Annotated in this window: 24 protein-coding genes; 9 read left to right on the forward strand and 15 right to left on the reverse strand. The window is 69.3% G+C overall.

Annotated features, from left to right (window positions below; all coding sequences use genetic code 11):
• Positions 1-513 precede the first annotated feature (513 nt).
• Positions 514-1,338, reverse strand: coding sequence for an LLM class flavin-dependent oxidoreductase (locus tag LR394_RS34320; RefSeq protein ID WP_231448803.1), 825 nt, complete (start codon positions 1,336-1,338; stop codon positions 514-516).
• A gap of 95 nt (positions 1,339-1,433) precedes the next feature.
• Here LR394_RS34320 and LR394_RS34325 point away from each other — a divergent pair, with 95 nt between their 5' ends.
• Entirely contained in the window at positions 1,434-1,910 is a 477-nt protein-coding gene (locus tag LR394_RS34325) for a MerR family transcriptional regulator (protein WP_231448804.1), read from the forward strand.
• Here LR394_RS34325 and LR394_RS34330 read toward each other — a convergent pair.
• Positions 1,897-3,003, reverse strand: a complete 1,107-nt coding sequence (locus tag LR394_RS34330; RefSeq protein WP_231448805.1) for an oxidoreductase — start codon at positions 3,001-3,003, stop codon at positions 1,897-1,899. The genes LR394_RS34325 and LR394_RS34330 overlap by 14 nt on opposite strands.
• 144 nt (positions 3,004-3,147) lie before the next feature.
• On the opposite strand from LR394_RS34330, the gene LR394_RS34335 reads away from it, so the two are divergent.
• From LR394_RS34335 to LR394_RS34345, 3 genes are read left to right on the forward strand one after another with little or no spacing between them, the layout of a single operon-like run.
• The gene (locus LR394_RS34335) at positions 3,148-3,642 is read left to right on the forward strand and encodes a YxiG-like protein (RefSeq protein WP_231448806.1); all 495 of its coding nucleotides are present in this window, start codon (positions 3,148-3,150) and stop codon (positions 3,640-3,642) included.
• Positions 3,643-3,651: 9 nt separating this feature from the next.
• The gene (locus tag LR394_RS34340; protein ID WP_231448807.1) at positions 3,652-4,038 is read left to right on the forward strand and encodes a YchJ family protein; all 387 of its coding nucleotides are present in this window, start codon (positions 3,652-3,654) and stop codon (positions 4,036-4,038) included.
• A gap of 38 nt (positions 4,039-4,076) precedes the next feature.
• Positions 4,077-4,733, forward strand: a complete 657-nt coding sequence (locus LR394_RS34345) for a class I SAM-dependent DNA methyltransferase (protein WP_231448808.1) — start codon at positions 4,077-4,079, stop codon at positions 4,731-4,733.
• A 77-nt stretch (positions 4,734-4,810) separates the two neighbouring features.
• On the opposite strand, the gene LR394_RS34350 is transcribed toward LR394_RS34345, so the two are convergent.
• Positions 4,811-5,383 carry a GNAT family N-acetyltransferase gene (locus LR394_RS34350; protein WP_231448809.1) on the reverse strand — a complete coding sequence of 191 codons (573 nt, stop codon included), beginning with the start codon at positions 5,381-5,383 and terminating at the stop codon, positions 4,811-4,813.
• Between the two features lie 284 nt (positions 5,384-5,667).
• On the opposite strand from LR394_RS34350, the gene LR394_RS34355 reads away from it, so the two are divergent.
• Positions 5,668-6,510 (forward strand): oxygenase MpaB family protein, encoded by an 843-nt coding sequence (locus tag LR394_RS34355; RefSeq protein ID WP_231448810.1) that lies wholly within the window; start codon positions 5,668-5,670, stop codon positions 6,508-6,510.
• A 19-nt stretch (positions 6,511-6,529) separates the two neighbouring features.
• Here the strand turns inward: LR394_RS34355 and LR394_RS34360 are convergent, their stop codons facing one another.
• The 3 genes from LR394_RS34360 to LR394_RS34370 are packed head-to-tail and all read right to left on the reverse strand — an operon-like array spanning position 6,530 to position 8,392.
• Complete coding sequence (locus tag LR394_RS34360) at positions 6,530-7,003, reverse strand: MerR family transcriptional regulator (protein ID WP_231448811.1); 474 nt, start codon at positions 7,001-7,003, stop codon at positions 6,530-6,532.
• 36 nt (positions 7,004-7,039) lie between these two features.
• Positions 7,040-8,065 carry an NAD(P)-dependent alcohol dehydrogenase gene (locus tag LR394_RS34365; protein ID WP_407937185.1) on the reverse strand — a complete coding sequence of 342 codons (1,026 nt, stop codon included), beginning with the start codon at positions 8,063-8,065 and terminating at the stop codon, positions 7,040-7,042.
• A gap of 36 nt (positions 8,066-8,101) precedes the next feature.
• A complete protein-coding gene (locus LR394_RS34370) occupies positions 8,102-8,392 on the reverse strand; it encodes a hypothetical protein (RefSeq protein ID WP_231448813.1) in 291 nt (96 codons plus the stop codon).
• Between the two features lie 184 nt (positions 8,393-8,576).
• Here LR394_RS34370 and LR394_RS34375 point away from each other — a divergent pair, with 184 nt between their 5' ends.
• Both LR394_RS34375 and LR394_RS34380 read left to right on the forward strand, forming a co-directional pair.
• Entirely contained in the window at positions 8,577-9,554 is a 978-nt protein-coding gene (locus tag LR394_RS34375; protein ID WP_231448814.1) for a hypothetical protein, read from the forward strand.
• A gap of 57 nt (positions 9,555-9,611) precedes the next feature.
• Positions 9,612-10,634: a hypothetical protein gene (locus LR394_RS34380; RefSeq protein ID WP_231448815.1), complete on the forward strand. Its 1,023-nt coding sequence runs from the start codon at positions 9,612-9,614 to the stop codon at positions 10,632-10,634.
• Positions 10,635-10,636: 2 nt separating this feature from the next.
• Here the strand turns inward: LR394_RS34380 and LR394_RS34385 are convergent, their stop codons facing one another.
• The 9 genes from LR394_RS34385 to LR394_RS34425 all read right to left on the reverse strand — a co-directional run bounded on the left by LR394_RS34385 (position 10,637) and on the right by LR394_RS34425 (position 19,904).
• The gene (locus tag LR394_RS34385) at positions 10,637-12,991 is read right to left on the reverse strand and encodes an arylsulfatase (protein ID WP_231448816.1); all 2,355 of its coding nucleotides are present in this window, start codon (positions 12,989-12,991) and stop codon (positions 10,637-10,639) included.
• Between the two features lie 285 nt (positions 12,992-13,276).
• Entirely contained in the window at positions 13,277-14,524 is a 1,248-nt protein-coding gene (locus LR394_RS34390; protein ID WP_231448817.1) for a sugar efflux transporter, read from the reverse strand.
• A 224-nt stretch (positions 14,525-14,748) separates the two neighbouring features.
• Entirely contained in the window at positions 14,749-15,138 is a 390-nt protein-coding gene (locus LR394_RS34395; protein ID WP_231448818.1) for a PRC-barrel domain-containing protein, read from the reverse strand.
• A gap of 118 nt (positions 15,139-15,256) precedes the next feature.
• A complete protein-coding gene (locus LR394_RS34400) occupies positions 15,257-15,916 on the reverse strand; it encodes an SDR family NAD(P)-dependent oxidoreductase (RefSeq protein ID WP_231448819.1) in 660 nt (219 codons plus the stop codon).
• Between the two features lie 21 nt (positions 15,917-15,937).
• Positions 15,938-16,654, reverse strand: a complete 717-nt coding sequence (locus tag LR394_RS34405) for a S1C family serine protease (RefSeq protein ID WP_231448820.1) — start codon at positions 16,652-16,654, stop codon at positions 15,938-15,940.
• A gap of 187 nt (positions 16,655-16,841) precedes the next feature.
• Positions 16,842-17,780, reverse strand: coding sequence for a VWA domain-containing protein (locus LR394_RS34410; protein ID WP_231448822.1), 939 nt, complete (start codon positions 17,778-17,780; stop codon positions 16,842-16,844).
• The gene (locus LR394_RS34415) at positions 17,777-18,694 is read right to left on the reverse strand and encodes a DUF58 domain-containing protein (protein ID WP_231448823.1); all 918 of its coding nucleotides are present in this window, start codon (positions 18,692-18,694) and stop codon (positions 17,777-17,779) included. Before LR394_RS34415 ends, LR394_RS34410 begins: the two co-directional genes overlap by 4 nt.
• Positions 18,691-19,680: an AAA family ATPase gene (locus tag LR394_RS34420; protein ID WP_231448825.1), complete on the reverse strand. Its 990-nt coding sequence runs from the start codon at positions 19,678-19,680 to the stop codon at positions 18,691-18,693. Before LR394_RS34420 ends, LR394_RS34415 begins: the two co-directional genes overlap by 4 nt.
• Positions 19,677-19,904, reverse strand: coding sequence for a hypothetical protein (locus LR394_RS34425; protein ID WP_231448827.1), 228 nt, complete (start codon positions 19,902-19,904; stop codon positions 19,677-19,679). The genes LR394_RS34420 and LR394_RS34425 overlap by 4 nt, the downstream gene beginning before the upstream one ends.
• Before the next feature lie 222 nt (positions 19,905-20,126).
• Here LR394_RS34425 and LR394_RS34430 point away from each other — a divergent pair, with 222 nt between their 5' ends.
• Positions 20,127-20,819: a response regulator transcription factor gene (locus LR394_RS34430; RefSeq protein WP_231448829.1), complete on the forward strand. Its 693-nt coding sequence runs from the start codon at positions 20,127-20,129 to the stop codon at positions 20,817-20,819.
• A 7-nt stretch (positions 20,820-20,826) separates the two neighbouring features.
• Entirely contained in the window at positions 20,827-22,059 is a 1,233-nt protein-coding gene (locus LR394_RS34435; protein ID WP_231448830.1) for a sensor histidine kinase, read from the forward strand.
• Position 22,060 lies beyond the last annotated feature (1 nt).

A 22,060-nucleotide genomic window follows, 5' to 3' on the forward strand; every position in this document is an offset into this window, starting at 1 on the left:
GCGCTGTCGCTGGTGTATCTCACGCCGGGGGTTGCCCTTTGGTTCATAACGATTCGGTGAACGATCAAGGTCTGAACGGGGCGCGCGGCGTGGCGTGAAGATCCGAGCGTTGAAAGGTCAAAAAGAAAGCGATGGTTGGTGAGCGTTTCACTGAACTGTCCGCGGCTACAGCGGTGCTGAGAGAGCGGCCGAGCAAGGTGCAGACAAGTCGTCCTTCGTGGGAAGTCCGGCCTTCGTCGAGAGCCCAGCCCTCGTGTGAAGTCCGGCCCGCGTAGGAAGTCCGGCCCTCGTGGGGAGTCTGGCCCTCGTGTGAAGCCCAGCCTTCGTGAGGAATCCGACCTTCATGGGGAGCCCAGCCCTCGTAGGGGGCTCGGCCTTGCGTGGGGCCCGGTCCTTGCGGGGGAGTTCGGCCCGCGTGCGGAGCCCGGTGGGTTGATGCGAGGCTGAGCGACTGCGGTGAACGGTGTGGGTCCGCCCGGGAAGGGAGGCCGAGGCCGCGCTCAGAACTTGTGATCAGGCGCGCGGCGGGCCGGCCTCCAGCCTGGTGTTGATCTCACGCATCTTCTCCGCGCCATGCTGGTCACCACCCCAGCGCGACTCCAGCCACCAGGTTGCGCCGGCCTCGACCCAGGGTTGCACGGCCTCCAGCGCAGCTGCTTTGTCGACCGGGGTTTCGCCCTCGTGCAGCACGTCCAGATCGGTGCGGCCGTGGTCGGCCAACCAGGCGATCAGCTCGCGCTGATCGGCCGGTGTGGCCGGCCGGCCTTCGGGCAGGTGGTACTCCGGGATGATCCCGTCACAGCGCAAGATGCGGCGCATGGACTTGGGCCGGGGCCAGGCGCCGACCGTCCAGATCGGGATCTGCATCGGACCCAGGCCACCGGTGATGACCTCACCACCCACACCACCGTTGTAGGTGTACTGCTCGCCGTTGAACGAGGTCCCGCCTCGCCAGAGTTCGCGCAGCAGGTCGATGCCCTCGTCGAGCATGGCGGCGCGCTGCTTGCGGTCGGTCACGTCGCCACTGCCGCTGGGCAGGACCGGGTCGATCGCGCCGAGGCCCAGGCCCAGGATCGCCCGGCCCTCCGAGATCGTGGCGAGGGTGGCTGCCTGGGCCGCCAGCTTCCAGGGCCGGCGCCAGGGCAGCGGCGTGAGCATGGTGCCCAGGCGGATCCGGGAGGTAGAAATGGCCATGGCGCTGAGCAGACTCCAGGCATCGACACCGTACGCGGTCTCGAAGACGAAGATGCCGTCCCAGCCCGCCTGCTCGGCCCGAACGGCCTGCTCGATCTGCTGCTGCGGCGTGCCACCGGGAAGGATGAAGCCGAAGTTCGTCATGCGGATCAGTGAAGCAGCGACCACCGACAGTCTTGGCCGGGCGTCGCGGCCCGTACAGTTGCAGGAGCAGATCTGGGCGCGGGCGGGGCGGGCGGATGAAGATCGGTGAGCTGGCGAACGTGACGGGCGCGAGTGTGCGTTCGATCCGGTACTACGAGTCGTTGGGCCTGGTGTCCGCGCTTCGCACCAGCGGTGGCCAGCGGGCTTTCTGCGCGCTGGACATCGAGCGGGTGCGGGTGATCCGGCAGTTGCTGGCGGTCGGATTGGGCACCAAGGCGATCGCCGATGTGCTGCCCTGCATGACCGATCCGGCGTCGCAGACCTCGAGCCTGACCGCCCGGCTGGTGCAGGAGCTGGCCCGGCTCAGGGCGGAGGTGGCCGAGCGGACGGCGATGATCGAGGCGCTGAGCGCGATCATCCAGGCGGCCCCGCCGCTTTCGGCCGACGAACAGCAGGCCCAAGCCCGCCAGGACAGCGAGCACCAGGCCGATGAGAATTGGCCGAGCAGCACACCCATGAGCATCCCGGCGGCACCGCAGCGCCGGCTGTCGAGGCAGCTCAGGGGTAGATGAGCTCATCCGTCTTGACGTAGTCGTGCCCGGCCTCCAGCGTTCCGGCTCCCGCTCTGTGCACCCAGTCGGCCGTGCGGAGCAAAGGTCGTCCCACCGCAACGAGGTCGAACTCCTCGGCCGCAACGCGCTGCGCCAGTGCATCCAGCGAACCCGGTCCCTCCAGCAACGATCGATGGGTCAGGCCCACGCCGCCGACGGTGATACTGGGCAGTCCGGTCAGCGAACGCGCCCAGCCCGCCAGGTTCCGGGCGGGATGCTCGTGCGCGAACGCAGGTTCCCAGAACCTTCGCTGCGAGGCGTGCAGGACGTTCGCACCCGCGTCCTCAATCTGCCCGAGCATCGCATCGAGTTCCCGCGGACCGAAAGCGATCCGGGCTCGGTAGTCGCGCTCGGCGAATTGCGAGAAGCGGAAGATGATCGGGAAGGCCGGCCCCACCGCATCCCGCACCGCCCGCACGATCTCGGCCGCCAGGCGGGCCCGCGCAGTTGCGACACCACCGTAATCGTCGGTGCGGCGATTGGTGGCCGGCCAGAGGAACTCATGGATGAGGTAGCCGTGTGCGCCGTGCAGTTCAACCGCGTCGAATCCGGCTGCTCGAGCTGCCCGCGCTGCGTCGGCGAAAGCAGAGACCACCCGCTCGATGTCGGACGGCGTCATCGCGCGCCCGTTCGGACGTCCGTCGGGCGCAATTCCGGAGGGAGTCGACCCGTCCGCGCCCGCGTACTCGCCACCCAGATGCCACAACTGAGGCGCGATGCGCGCCCCCGCCGCGTGCACCTCGTCCACGATCCCACGCCATTTCGGCAGGGCTGCAGTGGAAAGCCGCGGCACCGACGAGTCATGATGAGCGGTTGGCTCGTCGACCGGAATCCCTTCGGTGATGATCAGCCCGATGCCGCCTCGAGCCCGGCGCGCGTAGTAATCGACGGCTTCGGGCGAGGGCACTCCGGCAATGGCCCGCTCCCTGGTCATCGGCGCCATCACCCAGCGATTCCGCAGCGGGATCCCGGCTACCCGAGCGCGCCGGAACAGTGTGTCGTGTTCGCGTTCATGCAGGTCGGAGTGGGGAGAGCGGTTCAGGATCGTGGCCATGAGCGTCAGGTTAAATCCTGACACCGGTGTTAGTTTCAAGGGTTTGAACCAACGGACGAGGTGGTCGCCTGCCGCGGTCGGCCCGGCATCCGCCGGTCCTCAGGAAGTGCGGGAGCGAGCAGCGCGGCCCGGCCGCATGATGGGATGTCGAGCGTGGATGCGGACGAGATCGAGCAGGCTCTGGACGACCTCTTCGACCAGGCGCTGGTGTACCACGGGTACACCGACTACATGCGTGACTACGAGGTCGTGGTGCAGGGCAGCGCCGATCCGGCGGCCGGCCAGAACTACCGGCGCTATCTGTTCCGGAACTGCCCCAAGGTCACGGTGACTTCAACCGTGGGGCCCGAGGTCTGGGCGCGCTCGCTGGAGGAGAAACTGATCCATCAGGGCGTCCCAGGCAGCAATGACGTGTATGCCTGGGGTGTGCGCCGCCAGGCGCTCTACCCCGGCGCCGGGCGACTGGAGACCTCACGCGAGACCAAGCGCTGGTCCTCCCGCCTGGGCGTGCCGTTCTACGAGGTCACGCTGGAGGGCAACAGCCACGAAATACACTTGCTGTTCTCGGGCCTGAGCGTTGGCGACCTTGAGCCGGGGTACATGCCGTTCGTTGTTCCCGCCGAGCCGAAAACCGAATGAGGGACGTTTGTGAGCACCAAAGTCAGTGATCGTTGCCCGTGCGGTTGGGGAGACCCGTACCCGGCGTGCTGTGGGCGTTTCCACGGCGGAGAGCCCGCCCCGACCGCCGAAGCCCTGATGCGCAGCCGGTACTCGGCCTTTGTGCTCGCGGATACGGCCTACCTGCTGCGCACCTGGGCGCCCGAGAACCGGCCGGAGAAGCTGGATCTGGACGAGGACGTCGACTGGCAGCGACTGGTGGTGCTGGAGCGAACCGGGGGAGGGCCCTTCGACACCGAGGGAACGGTCGAGTTCCAGGCCTGGTACCGCTACGACGGCCGCCGCGAAGCCCAGCACGAGGACTCGTTTTTCCGGCGTGACCAGGGGCAATGGGTTTATGTCGGACCCCGCGGCTAAGGTTGTGCGCAGATCGAGGATCTGAGGGGGAATCTTCCGTGACGGCAACCAATATCGACCCGGACCTGGCCGCGGTGCGCGCCACCTACGACCTGGTGGCGGCCGACTACGCCGATCTGCTGCGCGACAACCTGGCCGGCAAACCCGCAGACCGGGCGATGCTGCACCTGTTCGCCGATCTGGTGCTGGCGGGGGAGTTCGGTCCGGTGGGCGACATCGGTTGCGGCCCGGGCCGGATCACGCCCCATCTTGCCGGCCTGGGGCTGGACGTGTTCGGCGTCGACCTGTCGCCGGGCATGATCGAGGTAGCCCGCCGCGAGCACCCGCATCTGCGCTTCGAGGTCGGAACCATGACCGACCTGCAGCTCGAAACGCATTCACTGGCCGGGGCACTCGGCTGGTACTCGCTGATCCACCTGCCCGATCACCTGGTGCCGGTGGCTCTGGCCGAGTTCCGCCGGGTGATCAGGCCGGGCGGGTACCTGATGCTCGCCTTCCAGAACGGCGAGCAGATACGCCACATCGACTCGGCCTACGGGCACGAGCTGTCACTGAACCTGTACCGCCGCACGGTGGACGATTTCCTGCCCTGGCTGACCGAGGCCGGCTTCGCCGTGTTCAGCAGCACGGTGGTGGCTGCGGTGAGCTGGGAGAAGGAAGCCCAGGCGTACGTGATCGCCCGGGCCCTGGAGTAGCTCGGTTGTCGGAGCGGCCCGGTCGTCGGCCTGGCCGGAATGCGATCGGGGTCGGTTGAGGACCCGCCCTGGCCGGGTTACCGGGCCAGCCACTTCTCGGCGGTGATCGCGTACTCCACTTCGCCGTGTTCGGCGCCGGGGATCGGCTCGTCCCACTTCTCGTGGAAGGTGCGCACGTAGACCAGGCCGATCCGGGAGAGGGTGGCTCGTGAGGCTTCGTTCACGGCCATGGTCTGGCCCATCACCCGGTGCAGCGCGAGGTCTGCGAAGGCGTGCCGCAACAGGGCGATCGATCCTTCGCCGGCCAGGCCCTGGCGCCAGAAGCGGGGAAGCAGTCGGTAGCCGATCTCGGCCTCGTGCGGGCGGGCCTTCGGACCTGCCTCGCTCTCGTCAAGGATCGGCTGCAGAAGCCACCAGCCGACGAAGGCGCCGTCCAGGTGGCCGGCCCAGTAGCCCAGACCTGGATGTTCCTTGGGTACAGCCAGTCGGCGGTGATGGGATTCGACGATGTCGGCTCGGGGGCGGGGATGACCGTTGAACAGGAAGCGCATCACCTGTGGGTCGGAGTCGAGTTCGATTTCGTGGTTCAGGTGCTCCGGCGCGAGCGGGGCCAGAAGGAGACGTGAGGTGGTGAGGGTCGCCTGCGCCATGGGTGTCAGTGTGCCGCAGCCATACGACGGCGCGAGCATCCCTAAGCAAATGTGTACACCTGGTACCGGATGTACGCGATGTACTCATTGAAGGGAGGGCACCGGGGGCGCAATGCGTTCGGCTATCAGGACAACGCTCAGAGTGATGGGGTGTGAAGGATTGTCATCGGGCCGTCGCAGGCCAAGGAGAACGACGGCTTCCGAGCAGCCGAGGAAAGGGCTGAACAGCCGTCCACGATCCGGGCTTTCCGGCGTTACCCGACGGTTTGGGCTATGTTGCGCCAATGGGGAGCGATGCAGAACGAGTCCGGCGGCTCGATCGGGAGTATCGCGAGCTGGCCATGTCCACGTTCGTGTTCGAGACCCGGCTGGCGCACCGGCTGAGCTACTTCCGTACCTTCGCCTCCCCGCGGATCGCCGGTCTGCTGAAGCACACCGGGCAGATGCAGGCCGAGCCGCGGCGCCGGGCGTACGACACCGGGCTGATGATGTACGCCCTGATCGACGCCGGGCTGGAGTCGCCGACCGGGCGGCATGCGGTGTCGCGGCTTCATCAGATGCACCGGCGCTGGCGGATCACCAACGACGACTACATCTGGGTGCTGGGCACTTTCGCGGTGATGAGCGTCCGGATGATCGAGCGGGCGGGCTGGCGGGCGATCACCGAGGCCGAGAAGCAGACGGTGATCGACTGGCACGTGGAGCTCGGCAGCCGGATGGGGATCACCGATGTCCCGCTCGACCCGCAGAGCTTCGATGCGTGGTTCAGCGCCTACGAGGCCCGGATGCTGCGCCGTACCGACGCCGGCCAGGAACTGCTCAGGCTGGCCATGGACGTGGTCGGTTCCCAGATTCCGAAACGGCTGCGGCGCCCGGTGCTCTCGCTGGCTCCCGTGCTGATCGACGAGCCGGCCCGATCGGCACTGGGTTTCGGCACCCCGAACTGGCTGGCCCGGACCACGGTTGCGGTTCTTCTGCAGGTCCGGGCCTGGCGGCGGCGTCGAAGTGGACCGCCGGAGAAGCCGTTCTTCGAGATGGGCGGGGTCAACAGTGAGTACCCCGACGGGTGGACTCTGGACGACCTCGGCCCCCGCCGGTCTTCCGAGCTCGAGCAGCCGAAGCAGTAGAGGCAGCGGGAACCGCGGCTTACGGCACCACGGGCGGCTGCACGGCGATAGCCGGGAAGTGCCGGGTGAACACCTCGTCGGCCAGCTGGTCCGAGGCCGGGTCCTCGCAGTCCAGGCCGGCCTCGATGATCAGGCGGTAGCTCTCCAGTTTGGCCGCGATCACCGCCCGGTCCTGCTGCAACTGGGCCAGCTGGGCGTCGATGGCCGCGGCCTGGCGTTCCAGCAGCACGATCCGGCGGTCGCTGCCGTCGGCGATCTCCGGCCCGGCGTGCACGAACTCACGCACCTCGGCCACCGGCATACCGGTGCGGCGCAGGGCCTGGACGGTCCGCACCCAGCGCACAATCCGGGGCTGGTAGCGGCGTCGGCCGTCCGGACCCCGCTCCACGTCGGGGATCAGGCCTTCCTTCTCGTACCAGCGCAGCGCGTCGATACTGATGCCGGTGCTCTCCGAGACCTCGCGGATGCCGATGCCGGTGGTGTCTGTGCTCACCGGGCCACGATAGGCGCCCGCCCGCAAATACGCAGGTCAGCGCAGGTCGAGCACGAACCTCCAGCGCACGTCGTTGCGGGCCAGCCGGTCCAGCGCATCCTGCACCTGCTCGGCCGGCACCACCTCCACGTCCGCGGTGATGCCGTGCTGGGCAGCGAAGGCGAGCATTTCGCGGGTGTCCCGTACACCGCCCGAGCCCGAAGCAGTGATCCGGCGCCGGCCCCGCAGCAAGGCCATCGAGTCCACCTCGTACGTGGGCGGGATGCCGAGCATGCACAGCGTGCCGTCGAAGTCGAGGGTGAGCACGTAGGGAGTGAGGTCGTGCGGGGCGGAAGCGCTGTCGATGATCACGTCGAAAGCGTGCGCATGGGCAGCCATCTCCTCCGCGGAGGTGGACAGCACCACCTCGTCGGCGCCCAGGGCCAGAGCATCAGCCCGCTTCGACGCCGAGGTGGTGAACACCGCGACGTAAGCGCCCAGGGCCTTGGCGAACTTCACGGCCAGATGCCCCAGACCGCCCAGCCCCACGACGCCGACACGGGTGCCCGACGTAACCCCGAGCCGGCTGAGGGGCTGCCACACGGTGATACCAGCGCACATCAGGGGAGCTACCCCAGCGGGGTCCAGACCTTCAGGCAACGGGTAGACAAAACGGTCTCGCACCACCATTTCCTGCGAGTAGGCGCCGTAACGCGGGGTCCCGTCCTGCCGGTCCACGCCGCCGTAGGTCAAGGTGGGAAACTCCAGGCAGTACGTCTCTTCTTCATCCAGGCAGGCCGGGCATTTACCGCACGAGTCGACGATGTTGCCCACCGCAACCGGATCTCCGGGCCGGAAGGACGTCACCGTGGAGCCGACGGCGATCACCTCGCCGACGAATTCGTGCCCAGGAACCAGAGGGACGTCCGTGGCGTGGGCGATCGCGTCCAGGTCGCTGTGGCAGACCCCGCAGAAAGTGATGCGGACACGTACGTCGTCGGGGCGGAGGTCGCGGCGCTCGAACGTCCAGGGCTCAAGCTTGCCGCCAGGGGAGAGAACTGCGTAGCCGGTCGTCATGGCCACGACGTTAGAAACTGGAGTGCACTCCAGCGCAAGTGCTCAGTCGTCGAGGTCGTCGAGGTCCTCGGAGTCTTCGGATTTTCGCCGGCTGATGAAACTGGCGCCCAGGCAGCCGAGCACGGTGAGGATCACGCCGAGGGTGCCGGTGATGGACTCGATGCTGCTCTCCCACCCCCAGGTCCAGAGCGTTGCCCCGGTGGCCGCGACCAGGACGCAACCGGCGTAGGCGTTACGGCGGAGGATCGGCCAGTCCTTGGGATTGCGCACCAGTACCCAGGCAGCGTGCACTGCGAGTATCACGCTGAGCAGAGCGAGGACAGTGCTGATCATGGGGGCAATTCTCGGCCCCCGGGCGGAGGTATCTGCGCCCGGCACGCCTGAATGATGGACGTCGGTACGCGGTGAGATCCGATTGTCACCATGCTCCTGGGGCACGTTTCGGTGCGCCGTGAGCCTTTTGCCGCCGCGGGGCGCCATAGTGGCCGTTGATGTCCTCGGAGCAGATGGAGCCGGTGTGAGAATCGCGCTTTTCGCGGCCTCCTGCGTCGTTTTGGCGCTGGCCGGATGCGGCACAACGGCGCCGGCTCCGGCCGAGCCCGAGGCGACGGCTTCCCCGGTGCGCGGAGCGACCCAGGAAGTGCCGGACGACTGGCGCTGGGAAACGTACGGACGCGTGCAGCTGGCAGTGCCGGGTGAGTGGGGTTACGGCACCACCGAACGGCAGTGGTGCACCCGTTCCAAGAAGGAAAAGCCGTTCGTCGGACGTCCCGGCGCACTGACCATGGTCGGGTGCTCCGGCACCGGAGGGACGGAGGGACAGGCCGAGGACTTCTCGCTCAGCAAGGGCGGGCAGTTCGTCTGGTTCGGGGTGTCGGACCGCAACCGGACCAGTGCTTCAGAGCAGGAGCAACTGACGTCCTGGGTCACCACCGGCGACCGGATCACCTTCGAGATGGCGGGGGAGCGGGTCGCGATCCAGGCACCGCAAGCGTTGCGCGAGCAGATCCTGGACACCGTGCGCCTGACCGAGAACGACCAGAACGGCTGCCCGATCGAGGCCCCCTTCGCCGGTGACCCGGACTGGCGCCCGAGCGGGCCAGCGGTGACGGAACTGGGCAAGGTGAAGTCGGTTTCGGCCTGCCGGTACGGGGGTGCGCAGCTGGGTTCGTCGATCAAGGTGAAGGGCAAGAAGGCAGCCCGGGCGATCAAGGCGATCGCTGAGGCGCCCAAGGGCGGTGGACCGAAGACCCCGGCCGCGAACTGCATGCAGCCCGAGGACCTGGTGGCGATGGATCAGATCGTGCTGCTGGTCGAAGCGGACAAGCAGGGCACGATCGGCCTGCGCTGGGACGGTTGCCTGCACCGCGGCCTGGACGACGGCACCGCGGTGCGGCAGCTCACCCGCCCGGCGGTGCGGCCGTTCGTGACTGGGCCGAACCGGATCAGCGCCTGGACCGGTGGCGCGCGCCTGGCCCGGATCCACCAGCCCTGAACCGGTGATTCTGCCGGGTAGAGGGAGCCGAACCGCTGTCAGGTGCGTCCCAGCGGCATGACCACGACCAGAAGAATGACCTCCGCGCGGCTCGCGGTGATAGTACTGTCGCTGGCCGCCTGCAGCAGCGAGCCCGCGGCAGGTCAAACAGCAGATGTAGAAGCGGCGGACGTACGAACCCCAGACGCGACCACGGTCGTCCATGGCGACCCACCGCCGGAAGGCTGGCGCTGGGAGTCCTACCAGGATGTCCAGATCGCCGTTCCGCAGGACTGGGACTACGGCATCGTCGGACGTCCGTGGTGCCAGCGCGCGGACGATGAGAAGCCGTTTGTCGGACGCCCGGGCCCGGTTCGTGAAATAGCCTGCTCCGGTGCCGAAGACGCAGTTGAACCGGGCCAAAAGGTGAGCACCGGAGGCCAGTTCGTCTGGTTCGGCCTGCCCCCGGACTCTGCGCTGGACCTGGTACAGACCCCGAACGAGACGAACGTGATCAGCGACGGTCACGGCGGCAGCGACCGTGCCGTCGTGCAGGCCGGTACGGTCTCGATCGTGGTTCAGGCGCCGGCCGAGCTGCGCGCCCAGATCATCAGCACCGTCCGCCTCGCCGAGATCGACCACAACGGCTGCGCCGCGGTACCACCCTATGCCGGTCATCCGAAGTGGGGCCCGAGCGGTCCGGAAGTCACCGAATACACCGATATCAAGGGTATTTCAGCCTGCAGCTACGTCGACGCCGAACTCGTCGGCTCGCTACGCCTGAACCCCGAGCAGGCCACGGAGGCGATCGCAGCGATCGCCTCCGCGCCCGTCGGCGGGGGCCCGTTCAACCCCGCGGCCTTGTGCGTCCCGGTCGAGGACGAGTCCGACGACGTGGCCCAGTTGATCCTTCAGGTCGACGCCGCCGCGGCGGGCACCATCGTCCTGAGCTACGGCGGGTGCAGCAGCACCGGGCTGGACGACGGCACCGCTGTACGCACCCTGACCCGGGACTCGGTGCAACCCTTCATCCAAGGGCCCAACCGCGTCTACCATTGGGGCTCTTCGCTCCTGGACCCGATCTTCGCACCGGACGAATAGGTCTACTGGGCGCTCATCACCCGCTGGTACTTACCGCCGTCGCCGTCCTGCCCGCTCTGGTCCTCGCCCAGGTCGATCCGGACCGAGTGCACCAACCCGACCAGCGCATTGTCCAGCCGGGCGTACTCGGTGCTGACCGGCGTCCCCAGATCCACTCCGATGTTCAGGGTTTCGTCGAAGGAGAAGTAGTACGGGATCGTCGCCTCGATCCGGCCCTTGCCGTCCACCGCTCCGTTCACCGTGACCTCCACCGCACCGCCCAGCCCGGCCCCGATCCCGTCGTAGACGAAGTTCATCCGGATCTCGTGACGCCCGGTCGGCAGCGGGTTCTCGGTACGGACCTGGTAGCGCTGCAGGCCGAAGTAGTTGTAGTGGTAGGTCGGCCGGCCGTCGATCAGGTACAGGCTCCACCCACCGAAAGCGCCACCCTGAGCGATGATCACGCCGTTGGCGCCCTCCACCACCTCGATGTCGGCGGTGATCGAGTGCGAGCGGTTCTTCACGTTCGGTGTGGTCTCCTCGGTCAGCCGCCGCATCCCACCGTGGTAGGTGATCGAACGCCGCCCGGCCAGCAGGTCGATCCGGCCTGCCACCGTGGGGTTCTCGCGTTCGGTGACCCGGTCGTCCAGCGGGAACACCTGGTGCTTGGCCGCCTCGACCAGGAAGAGGTCCTGCAGCCTGCGCAGTTTCGCCGGGTGCTCGGCAGCCAGGTCGTTGGACTGGGTCCAGTCGGTGGTCAGGTCGTACAGCTCCCAGACGTCGTTCTCGAACCGGCGGTCCGGATCCGGGATCATCTGCCAGGGAATGCCGTGCCGGGTGACCGCCATCCAGCCCTCGTGATAGATGCCGCGGTTGCCGCACATCTCGAAGTACTGGGTGGTGCGCCGGTCCGGGGCCTCCTGGTCGGCGAAGCTGTAGCGCATCGAGGTGCCCTCGATCGGCTGCTGCTGCACCCCGTTGACCAAGGAGGGCGCCGGCACCCCGACGCAGTCGAGGATCGTCGGCAGCACATCGATGACGTGGTGGAACTGCGGGCGCACGCCACCGCCGCCGGTGATCCCGCCCGGCCAGTGGATGATCAGGCCGTCGCGGGTGCCGCCGAAGTGCGAGGCGACCTGCTTCGTCCACTGGTAGGGGGTGTTCAGCGCCACCGCCCAGCCGGCCGGGCCGATGGCGTAGCTGTCCGCGGTGCCGAGCTGGTCCAGCTCGGTGATGATCTGCTCCGGGTCGTCGGCGATGCCGTGGCCCAGGCGGTGCTCGTTCAGCGTGCCGTCGATCCCGCCCTCACCGGAGGCGCCGTTGTCGCCGAGCAGGTAGACGAAGATGGTGTTGTCCAGCTCGCCGAGCTCGTTCAGGGCCTCGACCAGCCGGCCGACCTGGGTGTCGGCGTGCTCGGTGAAACCGGCGAAGGTCTCCATGAACCGGGCCGAGACGGTGCGCTGGGTCTCGCTCAGCTCGTCCCAGTGCGGCAGGCCCTCGGCCCAGGGGGCCAGGGCGGCGTCGCGCGGGATCACCCCCAGCTCCTTCTGCCGCTGCAGGATCCGCTCGCGCTCGGCGTCCCAGCCGGCGTCGAATCGTCCTTTGTACTTCTCCTGCCACTCGGGCGCCACGTGCAGCGGGGCGTGCGAGGCACCCATGGCGAGGTAGGTGAAGAACGGACGGTTCGGGGTCAGGGAACGCTGGGTGCGGATCCAGTCGATGCTCTGATCGACCAGGTCCTCGGACAGGTGGTAGCCGTCCTCCGGGCGCCGGGTGGGCTCGAACGGCGTGGTGCCCCGGTACAGCTGCGGGTACCAGTGGTTCATCTCGGCGCCCATGAAACCGTAGAAGGTGTCGAAGCCCTCGCCGGTGGGCCAGCGGTCGAACGGGCCAACCGCGCTGATCTCGCGCGGTGGGGTCTGGTGCCACTTGCCGAAGGCGGCCGTGCTGTAGCCGTTGCCCTGCAGGATCTGGGCCAGGGTGGCGGCGCTGGCCGGGCGGAAGCCGCTGTAGCCGGGGGCGGCGGTGGCCATCTCGGTGGTGCCGCCCATCCCGACCGAATGGCAGTTGCGCCCGGTCATCAGGGACTGGCGGGTGGGGGAGCACAGCGCGTTGACGTGAAACCGGTTGTACCGCAGACCCCCTCCGGCCAGCCGTTCGGCCGTCGGCATGCGGCACGGGCCGCCGAAGGCGCTGGAGGAGCCGAAGCCCAGGTCGTCCAGGACCACGACGACCACGTTCGGGGCCTGCTCGGGTGGGGGGATCGGCCCGATCGCCGTGAACGGCTGGGTCTGGTCGTGGATGCCGACCGCGGTGACCACGTTCTGCTTGCGCTCAGGTGCCGGTAGTACGTATCGCCCGGCTTCGAAATCCGCCATGGCCCCTTCCGTCGTTACGCGGCGGTATCCGCCGCCGGAGCTGCTACGAGCCGAGTAGCCCCACGAGTCAACGTTTCTCAGGCTGGCACGGCCAGGCCCGTCCGCACAATGTACGGCAAGCGGGTGAAGTAGCTGTCTTCGACATGGATGGTAGAGATTATTCCTATGAGTGACGGCCCCGGCCCACCGTCGGCTGCGTGAGGGGCGGTGATAACAGGCTGAGAGTCGGTGGCCGCCAAACGCTTCTGTGGGCCGGAAGGCAGCTGCCCTCCGGCCCACGTCCGCTCAGGAGGTCACGGTCTCCGGCACGTTCCGGCGGGCCGGGACGGTGGTGGTGGTCCGGATGATCCGCGCCCCGGTCAGGGTCGGGCGGGCCAGCAGGAACAGCACGAACGCGATCCCGGCGAGCGCGGCCCCGATCAGGTAGGTCTCGCGGTAGCCGAAGGTCTGGGCGGCGCCGATGATCGGCCCGGCCATCATCGCGCCGATCGGCCCGGCGCTGGTGAACAGGGTGGAGGCGTGCCCGGGGCGGGTGGGCACCATGTCCTGCACGTAGCTGATCCCCAGGCCGTGCAGCAGGGCGATGGCCGAGGCGTTGACCAGCTGCATCGCGGCGATCTGCCAGGTCTCGGACGCGCCCGCCACCGCCAGCGCGTAGATCAGGCTCAGCAGCGGCCCGGCCAGGATCAGGGTGCGCAGCCGGTACCGGGCGGCGAGCATCCCGAAGCCCAGCATCAGCGGGATCTCCAGCGCGGCGCACAGACCTAGGATCAGGCCCGCGTCACCCAGGCCGCCTTGCACCTCATCACGCAGGAACAGGGGCAGCGCCTGCAGCGACAGGTTCCCGGTGCACTGCAGCAGCACGAAGGCGGCGATGGTCAGGATCACCACCCGACGCGTCTCGTCCTGGCCCGGGGTGGTCTGCACCGCCGCTTCGCCGGGTTCGGCATCGGGCTGGATCGCGGCCGGGGTGTGCGCGGGGATCATCCGCCAGGCCACCACGGCGGCGATCACGTACATGGCGGTGGCGAAGCCGTAGACCGCGACGAAGTCGCCGAGGCTGAGCAGCACCGTGGCCAGGAACGGGCCGCCCACCCAGGACAGCGACAGGATCGTGCGCAGGGTGGTCATCGTCATCACCGCGTTGGGCGAGCCCTGCAGGCTGACCCGGGCGTGCGCGAAGACCTGCGGCACCAGGGCACTGGCGGCGGCCGTCGCGGTGACGGTCAGCGCCAGGAGGATCCAGTAGTCCCGGATCGAGGCGGTGAGCAGGGTGCCCACGGCGCCGATCACGGCAGTGGCGATGATCAGGCCGCGCCGCGAGGGCAGCCGGTCCGACCACTGGCCCATCGTCATCGAGACCACGACGGACGACAGCGGCGCGGCGATCAGGAAGATCGTCACCTGCAGCGGGCTCGCGTGGACCGCATCGGTGAGGAAGAGAGTAAGGAAGGGAACGGCCATTGCACTGGCCAGGCCGACACAAAGGAAAACCAGCGCCAGCGGGACATGCCGGCGGAGCGGGGCGAACACACAGACCTCAAGACTGAAAACCGGGATGAGCAGATGCGCGGTGCCGGCCGCCCTGCAGGCACCTCGGATAACAACGGCTCGTCGCCGGGCAGTGTTACACCAATCCGTGCATTAATTTTGGCGCAGGGAGCCCTCCGGTCGCCAATCCGCTGGCCAGGGCCCTGGAGCGCGGAAACGGCAGACGGGCCCGGCGCCGATGCGCCGGGCCCGCCGTGTTCACGCGGTCACAGGCCGCCGTAGTGCCGGCCGTAGTAGGTGCCGATCTCGTCGCGGTGCGACGTGTCGGTCCAGTCGGCCGTGCCCCGGTCGAACTCGGGGGAGCTCTTGATCTGCTCCTTGGTCAGGTCGACGAACACGTCGCCGGCCTCGACGTCGGCCGAGCGGATCACCGCGGCCGGCAGCAGGACCTTCTTGCCGAAGATCCACGGGCCGGTGTCCACCACGAAGTAGCTGCTCGCGGTCTCGTAGGTGGCCCGGTCGACCTTGCCGATGTGCCCGTCGGTGGCCTGCACCTTCAGGCCGGTCAGATCGAGCCGGCCCTCGGCCGGGGCGTCACTGCCCAGGCCGGTGCCGTTGCGGTAGTTCCACGGGTCCCAGTTGCTGTCGGTGCTCACGTGCGAACGCCTCCTCAGCGACAGATGGACGGGGCGTCTCCGGCCGGAAACATCCCGGTCTTTCCGGTAACGCCCAGTTCATCGGAAGCTGATCAGCCCGCAACGTGAGGTGGCCCCTTCACAACGGGGTGTGGAACTCCCGGAACTCCCCGCGGGTGGCGTGCAGGCCCCAGATCCGCTCGGCGATGGCGGTGGGGTTGGTCACCGGGTCGTCCACCGAGATCCCGCCGGGCACGATCAGCTGCCGCACGTAGATGCTCTCGCGGGCCAGGGCCTCGTGCAGGGTCTGGGTGTAGGCGCTCTCGGCTGCGAAAGCGACTGAGGTGCCGGCGAAATCGGTACGCGGCCGGACCGCGGTACCGCCGTTGACGAAGATCAGCGTGCCCCGGCCCAGGGCCCGCATGCCGCCGAGCACCGCGTGCACGGCCGTGCTGGCGCCGAGCACCGAGAAGCTCAGGGCGGCGTGCAGATCCTCGGCGGTGGTCTCCAGCACCGGCTTCAGGTAGCGGCGATCCACGCTGGGGCTGTACTGCAGCACCGCGATCGGGCCGAGTTCGGCTGCGGCGGCGTTCAGGGCGGTGTTCAGCGAGGCCGGCTCGAGCACGTCGGCGGCGTAACCGCGCGCGGTGACGCCCTCTTCGCCCAGTTCGGCGGCCAGAGCGTCGAGCTTGGCCTGGTTGCGCGAGATCAGGGCCACGTCGAAGCCCTCGGCGCCGAACCGGCGGGCGACTGCGGCGCCGACGCCCGGGCCGGCGCCGACGATGGCAAGTGTTGTCATGCCGGTGATCCTAAAGGGATCTTAGTTGCGGGCGATGATCTCCTGGGCCACCTCCAGCGCCCGGTCGATCGGCACGGCGAAACCGATACCGATGTTCCCGGCCGAGGCCGAGGTGGTGGCGATCGCGGTGTTCACCCCGACCACCCGGCCGGCCAGATCGACCAGCGGGCCGCCGGAATTGCCGGGATTGATCGAGGCGTCGGTCTGCACCATCGGCCGCGAGGCCCCGCCGATCCGGGAGGTCCGGTCCACCGCGCTGACGATTCCGGAGGTGACCGTGCCGGACAGGCCCAGCGGCGAGCCCACCGCGATCACCTGCTGGCCGATCCGCAGCGAGTTGCTGCTGCCGATCCGGGCCGCCTCCGGGCCCGAGCCGTCGATCCGCAGCACGGCGATGTCCTCGTCCGCATCCCCACCCACCACCGTGGCGCCGGTCAGCCGTCCGTCGGCCAGTTGCAGACGCACCCGCGAGGAACGTTCCACCACATGGTGATTCGTGATCACGTGACCTCGGTCGTCCAGGACGAAGCCCGAGCCGGTGCCGCGGCCGGCCCGGACCTGCACCACGCTGGGCATGATCTCGGCGGCCGCGGTCTCGGTGCCGGCCTGGCCTCCGAGCGGGGCCGGCTCCGCGTCCTCCTGGATGATCGTCGGGACGGTGGTTTCGGTGGTGGCCCAGGCGATCACGCCGCCGGTGGTGCCGCCGGCGAGAACGGCGGCGAGGAGCAGCGGGGCCATCTTCGCGGTCCGGGCGGGGGTTGCAGGGTTTTCAATGACAGACGCCGGAACTGTCGGCTTTTCGGTCGGTTCCGGCTCAGCGGCCACCGGTTCGCGGAACCTGCCCGCCACGAAGTCCGGTCCCCGCGGGGTGCCAAGGCCTGCCCAGGGCTGATTCATGATCGCCTTTCCTGAGGATCGGATGTGCTCAGACGAGCCGGGCGAACCAGCGCAGCGAGAGCGCGGCCGCGATCAACGTGCAGAGGAAGGCGGCCGCCGCGAAGTACGGGGCCAGCTCCCGGGGTTCGGAGATCCAGCCGATCGAGGAACCGATGTCCTCGTACACCTCGCGCAACTCGTCGCTGCTCTCGGCCTCGTAGGCGGTTCCCCCGGTGGCTTCGGCCAGGGCGGCCAGCGCGGCGGCATCGACCGGCACGCGGATCCCCGGCCCGTTACCGTTCTCGATCACGCCGTCTGGAGTGCCGTACGCAATCGTCGAAACCGGTACCCCAGCGGCACTTGCCGCCGACGCGGCCTCCTCGGGCGAGCGTCCGGTGGTGTTCGTGCCGTCCGAGAGCAGCACGATCCGGGCCGGTACCTGCAGTTCCTCGGTCGCCCGGACCTGGTCGAGCGAGGTGAACACGCCCTCGCCGATCGCCGTCATCGGTTCGAGGCTCAGCCGCGACAAGGCGTCCTTCACCGCCTGGCGGTCGTTCGTCGGGGCGGCCAGCACCTGCGCATCCCCGGCGAAACCGACCAGACCCACGCGAAATGCCTCCGGAAGCTCGTCCACGAAAGAACTTCCGGCCGCAATTGCTGCCTCCAGCCGGCTCGGGTCCACGTCAGTGGCCCGCATCGAGATGGACTGGTCCACGGCGATCATCACGGTGGCCTGCTCGCGTGGCACCCGGATGTCGGCTTCGGGCCGGGCCGCGGCCAGCACCAGAAACGACAAGGACAGCAGACCGAGGCCGCTGGTGAGATGCCTGCGCCAGCCGGGCCTTTCCGGAACCACCTGGTCCAGCAGGGGAAGCGAGGCGAACCGGACGGCGAACCGGTCGCGGCGGCGGCGCAGGAGCACGGCCGCGACCGTCAGCCCGGCCAGCGGGATCAGGAGCAGCAGGAACCAGGGAGAGAGGAAGGTCATCGACGTACCCTTCGCCGGTTCAGCCTTCGGTGCCGGACGGCGTGCAGCAGATCGGCCAGCCAGTCCCGGTCGGTGCGCAGTTGCAGGTGCCCGGCCCCGCTGTATCGCACTGCGTCGGCCACGGCGGCGCGATGGGCGGCCGCAGCCTGGGCATAGCGTTCCCGCAGGGCTCGATCGCCGGTGAAGACGTCTCGGCGTCGCCCGGTTTCGGGATCCTGCAGCACCACGTGCCCCACGTCGGGCAGTTCCAGTTCCCGCGGGTCGAGCACCTCCAGGATCAGCACCTCGTGCCGGGAAGCCAGACGGCGCAGCGGCTTTTCCCATTCGAAGGGCCGGCTGAAACGCCCGTCCGGCGCGAGCAGGTCACTGACCACCACGCACACGCCCGGTCGGTTCGCCCGCCGGCCGAGCGCATCGATCATCTCGCCCAGATGGGCCGGCGGCGCACCCCGGCGCTCGGTTGCCTCAGGCTGCGTGATCGAGCGCATCAGCCGCCGGGCCGCCACGCGGGCTGCGGTCGGACGGGTCCACACCGGCCCCTGCGACGAGAAGGCCAGGATTCCCATCCGGTTGCCGGGCTGGTCGGCGATCAGGCCCACGGCGGCCGCCAGCTGCGTTGCCAATTCTGACTTCTCGGCCTGGGCGGTGCCGAACGACATGCTCGCCGTGCGGTCCAGCAGCAGCCAGGTGTCCAGGGCGTGCTCGGCGCGGGTCCGCCAGACCTGGGGTTCGACCGAGCGTGCGGTGGCGTTCCAGTCGATCCGCCGGATGTCGTCGCCGGGCTGGTAGCGGGTCAGCTCCTCGGTCTCGCTGCCCGGCCCCAGCCGCAGGCCGTGATGCTCCCCGGCCAGCGGCGAGTCGATCCGGCGCTGCACCGTCAGGTCCAGCCGCCGGAACGCCCCGAAGGCGCTCACGCCACCTCCTGCTGCAGCGGTGCTACCTCCGGCACCGGCTGAGTGGCCAGGATCTGCGCGATCACGTCGCGGGGCAGCACCCCGTCGGCCAGCGCGTCGAAGGTCAGCACCAGCCGGTGGGCGAGCACGTCCTGAGCCAGATCACCGATGTCCGAGGGCAGCACGTAGTCCCGACCACGCAGCAGGGCCAGCGCCCGGGCCGCGGCCACCAGGCCGAGGGTGCCGCGTGGGCTCACCCCGTGCTCCAGCACCCCCTGCAGGCCGGGCATGCCGTACTCGGCCGGGCGCCGCGTGGTCATGGTCAGCCGCACCGCCCACTGGGCCAGTGCGTGGTGCACGAACACGTCGTCGGCGGCGCTCTGCAGGGTCAGCAACTGCTCCAGCGACAGCACCGCCCGGGCCTGCGGCGGGCGCACACTCATCCGCTGCAGGATGTTCAGCTCCTCCAGTTCGTCGGGGTGCGGCACGTCCACCTTCAGCAGGAACCGGTCACGCTGGGCCTCGGGCAACTCGTACACGCCCTCGGTCTCGATCGGGTTCTGGGTGGCCAGCACCAGGAACGGCGATGGCAGCGGGTACGTCACCCCGCCGATGCTGACCTGGCGTTCGGCCATCGCCTCGAGCAGCGCTGACTGCACCTTGGCGGGCGCCCGGTTGATCTCGTCGGCCAGCACCAGGTTGGCGAACACCGGGCCGAGCTCGGTGTCGAAGGTCTCGGTCGAGGGCCGCCAGACCCGGGTGCCGACGATGTCGCCGGGCATCAGGTCCGGGGTGAACTGCAGCCGGTGGAACGTGCCGCCGACCACCTGCGCCAGGGTGCGCACGGCGAGGGTCTTGGCCACCCCGGGCACCCCCTCGAGCAGCACGTGCCCCCGGGCCAGCAGCCCCACGGCCATCCGCTCGACCATCCGGTCCTGCCCGACCACCACCTTCTTCACCTCGAACAGGGCCTGCTCGAGCAGCGGGCCGGGCTGGGAGAGGCTCACAGCTGGGCCTTACCGGTAGTGAGGACCGCCTGACCGGCGCCCTTCTCCGGGCACTCGGCCACCGCGTCCGTTGCCGGGTTCGGCTCCTCGATCACCATGTAGCCGCTCTCGACCGGCGCCGGCGAGCCGTCGGGGTAGGCGAAGGCCAGCCCGGCACCCCCGGCGGTGAGCGCCGCGGTGACGGCCGTGACCAGCACGATCCTTCGGGTCCTGAGCTGCAGCACAAGCATCTCCATCGGTTGTCGGGAACTGCCCGGACCACCCGGGCCGCGGATGCGGCTCCGCGGAGGGACGGCCCGGGTGGCACCGGATCGGGCCTGGACAGCGGCCCGGGCGACCCGGTGACTGCACCCCATCAAGCCGGGGCGAAAACCCCGGTAAGCCGCGACGAAAGCGGACCGAAAGCGAGGTCGCGGCCCGGCTTGCGCGAAAGTTAGATTGGCCAGGTGAGACTGCTGATCGTGGAGGACGAGGCCGGCCTGGCCGGGGCTCTGCGGATCGGCCTGGAACGCGAGGGCTACGCCGTCGACCTGGCCGGCTCGTGCGCCCAGGCTCGCGAGAAGCTCTCGGTCTGGGCCTACGACGTGCTGCTGCTCGACATCAACCTGCCCGACGGCGACGGTTTCACCCTGGCCGACGAGATCCGGGCCGGCCGCGCCGAATCCGTCTCCGGCCCGGACATGCGGATCCTGATGCTCACCGCCCGCAGCCGCCTGCCCGACCGGGTCCGCGGCCTGGACGCGGGCGCCGACGACTACCTGGTCAAGCCCTTCGCCCTGGCCGAGCTCAGCGCCCGGCTGCGGGCCATCCTGCGCCGCGAGGTCCGGGCCGCCTCCAGCTCGGTGATCGAGGTGGCCGACGTCACCCTGGACACCGCCCGCCAGCTGGTCCACCGGGCCGGGCGCGAACTCTCGCTCACCCGCAAGGAATTCGCCCTCCTGCGCTACCTGATGAGCAAGCCCGGGCACCTGGTCCCGGCCGAGGAGCTGCTGGAACACGTCTGGGACGAGAACGCCGACCCGTTCACCCAGACCGTCCGGGTCACCGTCGGCACGCTGCGCCGCAAGCTCTCCGGCGAAGGCGAGACCCAGCTGCTGGAGACGGTTGTGGGCCGCGGCTACCGGCTGCGTGAATCATGAGCGAGTCATGAGGATCCCGGCCTGGGCCCGCACCGTCCGCGCCCGCCTGACCCTGCTCACCTCGGCCCTGCTGGTCGCCGCCACCGGCCTCATCCTGCTGGCCGTCTACCTGGTGCTGTCCTCCCAGATCGAGGCCGAGCCGCTGGACCCGGTCACCGTGCAGAAGTACTGGAAGAGCGCCGACGGAGAGTTCCACCCCAAGCCCGGCGCCCGCTTCCAGGCCGCCGACCTGGCCAGCGTGCAGCGTGCGGTGAACTACAACACCCTGGAACGGCTGCGCGCCTTCTCGCTGCTCGCGCTCGCCGTGATGTTCCTGCTCAGCCTGGTGATCGGCTGGTTCGTGGCGGGCCGGATGCTGCGTCCGGTGGGGCGGATCACGGCCACCACCCGGGAGATCGGCGCCACCGACCTGACCCGGCGGATCGGTGCTCAGGGGCCGCACGACGAGCTGCGCGAGCTGGCCGACACCATCGACGCCATGCTGGGACGTCTGGACGCGGCCTTCCGGGCGGAGCGGGATTTCGTCGAGGACGTCTCGCACGAGTTGCGCAACCCGGTCGCTGTCATCCGCGCCAACGTCGAAGCCGTCCTGGCCGATGAGAGCTCTACCCCCGAGCAGCGCCAGGAGGCCACCACCGTGGTCACCCGCGCCACCGACCGCATGGCCCGTCTGCTCGAAGACCTCCTGGCCACCGCCCGCCGCCGCTCTGGCGCCTTCGAAGACGTAGACGTCGACCTGGCCGCCGTAGCCGCCGACGCCGTCGACGAACATCGCGTCCTGGCCACCGAACGTTCGTTGGTACTGCGCGAGCGCCTCGTCCCCGGCCCCACCGCCTACGGGGAACCCGGCATGCTCAACCGCGCCGTGGGCAATCTGCTCTCCAACGCCATCCGTCACGCCCCCGGCGGCTCGGTCGTCACCACCGCCGCCGGAAGCCAGGGCGGCTGGGCCTGGATCGCCGTCCGCGACGAAGGCCCAGGCATCCCCGAATCCGAGCAGGAACGCGTGTTCGACCGCTTCGTGCGCGGCGCCAACGGCACCGGCCACGTGGGCACCGGGCTGGGCCTGTCGATCGCGCGCCAGGTGGTGGAGAGCCACGGCGGCCGGCTGGTGGTGTTCAGTGAGCTCGGGGTGGGCAGCACCTTCGTGATCTGGCTGCCGGACCGGGCGGTGGCCCGGCTCGACGACAGCCGGGCCCTCGAACCTCCGGGCCAGGATCCGTTGGGCGCCCGGGGGTGAG

The organism is Kineosporia babensis, assembly GCF_021129305.1.
Classification (GTDB): Bacteria; Actinomycetota; Actinomycetes; order Actinomycetales; family Kineosporiaceae; genus Kineosporia; species Kineosporia babensis.

Bases quoted from the DNA above. Each gene is read 5' to 3' on its own strand.
- LR394_RS34320 (WP_231448803.1), bottom strand. From the start codon at position 1,338: ATGACGAACTTCGGCTTCATCCTTCCCGGTGGCACGCCGCAGCAGCAG.
- LR394_RS34325 (WP_231448804.1), top strand. From the start codon at position 1,434: ATGAAGATCGGTGAGCTGGCGAACGTGACGGGCGCGAGTGTGCGTTCG.
- LR394_RS34330 (WP_231448805.1), bottom strand. From the start codon at position 3,003: ATGGCCACGATCCTGAACCGCTCTCCCCACTCCGACCTGCATGAACGC.
- LR394_RS34335 (WP_231448806.1), top strand. From the start codon at position 3,148: ATGTCGAGCGTGGATGCGGACGAGATCGAGCAGGCTCTGGACGACCTC.
- LR394_RS34350 (WP_231448809.1), bottom strand. From the start codon at position 5,383: ATGGCGCAGGCGACCCTCACCACCTCACGTCTCCTTCTGGCCCCGCTC.
- LR394_RS34355 (WP_231448810.1), top strand. From the start codon at position 5,668: ATGGGGAGCGATGCAGAACGAGTCCGGCGGCTCGATCGGGAGTATCGC.
- LR394_RS34370 (WP_231448813.1), bottom strand. From the start codon at position 8,392: ATGATCAGCACTGTCCTCGCTCTGCTCAGCGTGATACTCGCAGTGCAC.
- LR394_RS34380 (WP_231448815.1), top strand. From the start codon at position 9,612: ATGACCACGACCAGAAGAATGACCTCCGCGCGGCTCGCGGTGATAGTA.
- LR394_RS34385 (WP_231448816.1), bottom strand. From the start codon at position 12,991: ATGGCGGATTTCGAAGCCGGGCGATACGTACTACCGGCACCTGAGCGC.
- LR394_RS34400 (WP_231448819.1), bottom strand. From the start codon at position 15,916: ATGACAACACTTGCCATCGTCGGCGCCGGCCCGGGCGTCGGCGCCGCA.
- LR394_RS34405 (WP_231448820.1), bottom strand. From the start codon at position 16,654: ATGGCCCCGCTGCTCCTCGCCGCCGTTCTCGCCGGCGGCACCACCGGC.
- LR394_RS34410 (WP_231448822.1), bottom strand. From the start codon at position 17,780: ATGACCTTCCTCTCTCCCTGGTTCCTGCTGCTCCTGATCCCGCTGGCC.
- LR394_RS34435 (WP_231448830.1), top strand. From the start codon at position 20,827: ATGAGGATCCCGGCCTGGGCCCGCACCGTCCGCGCCCGCCTGACCCTG.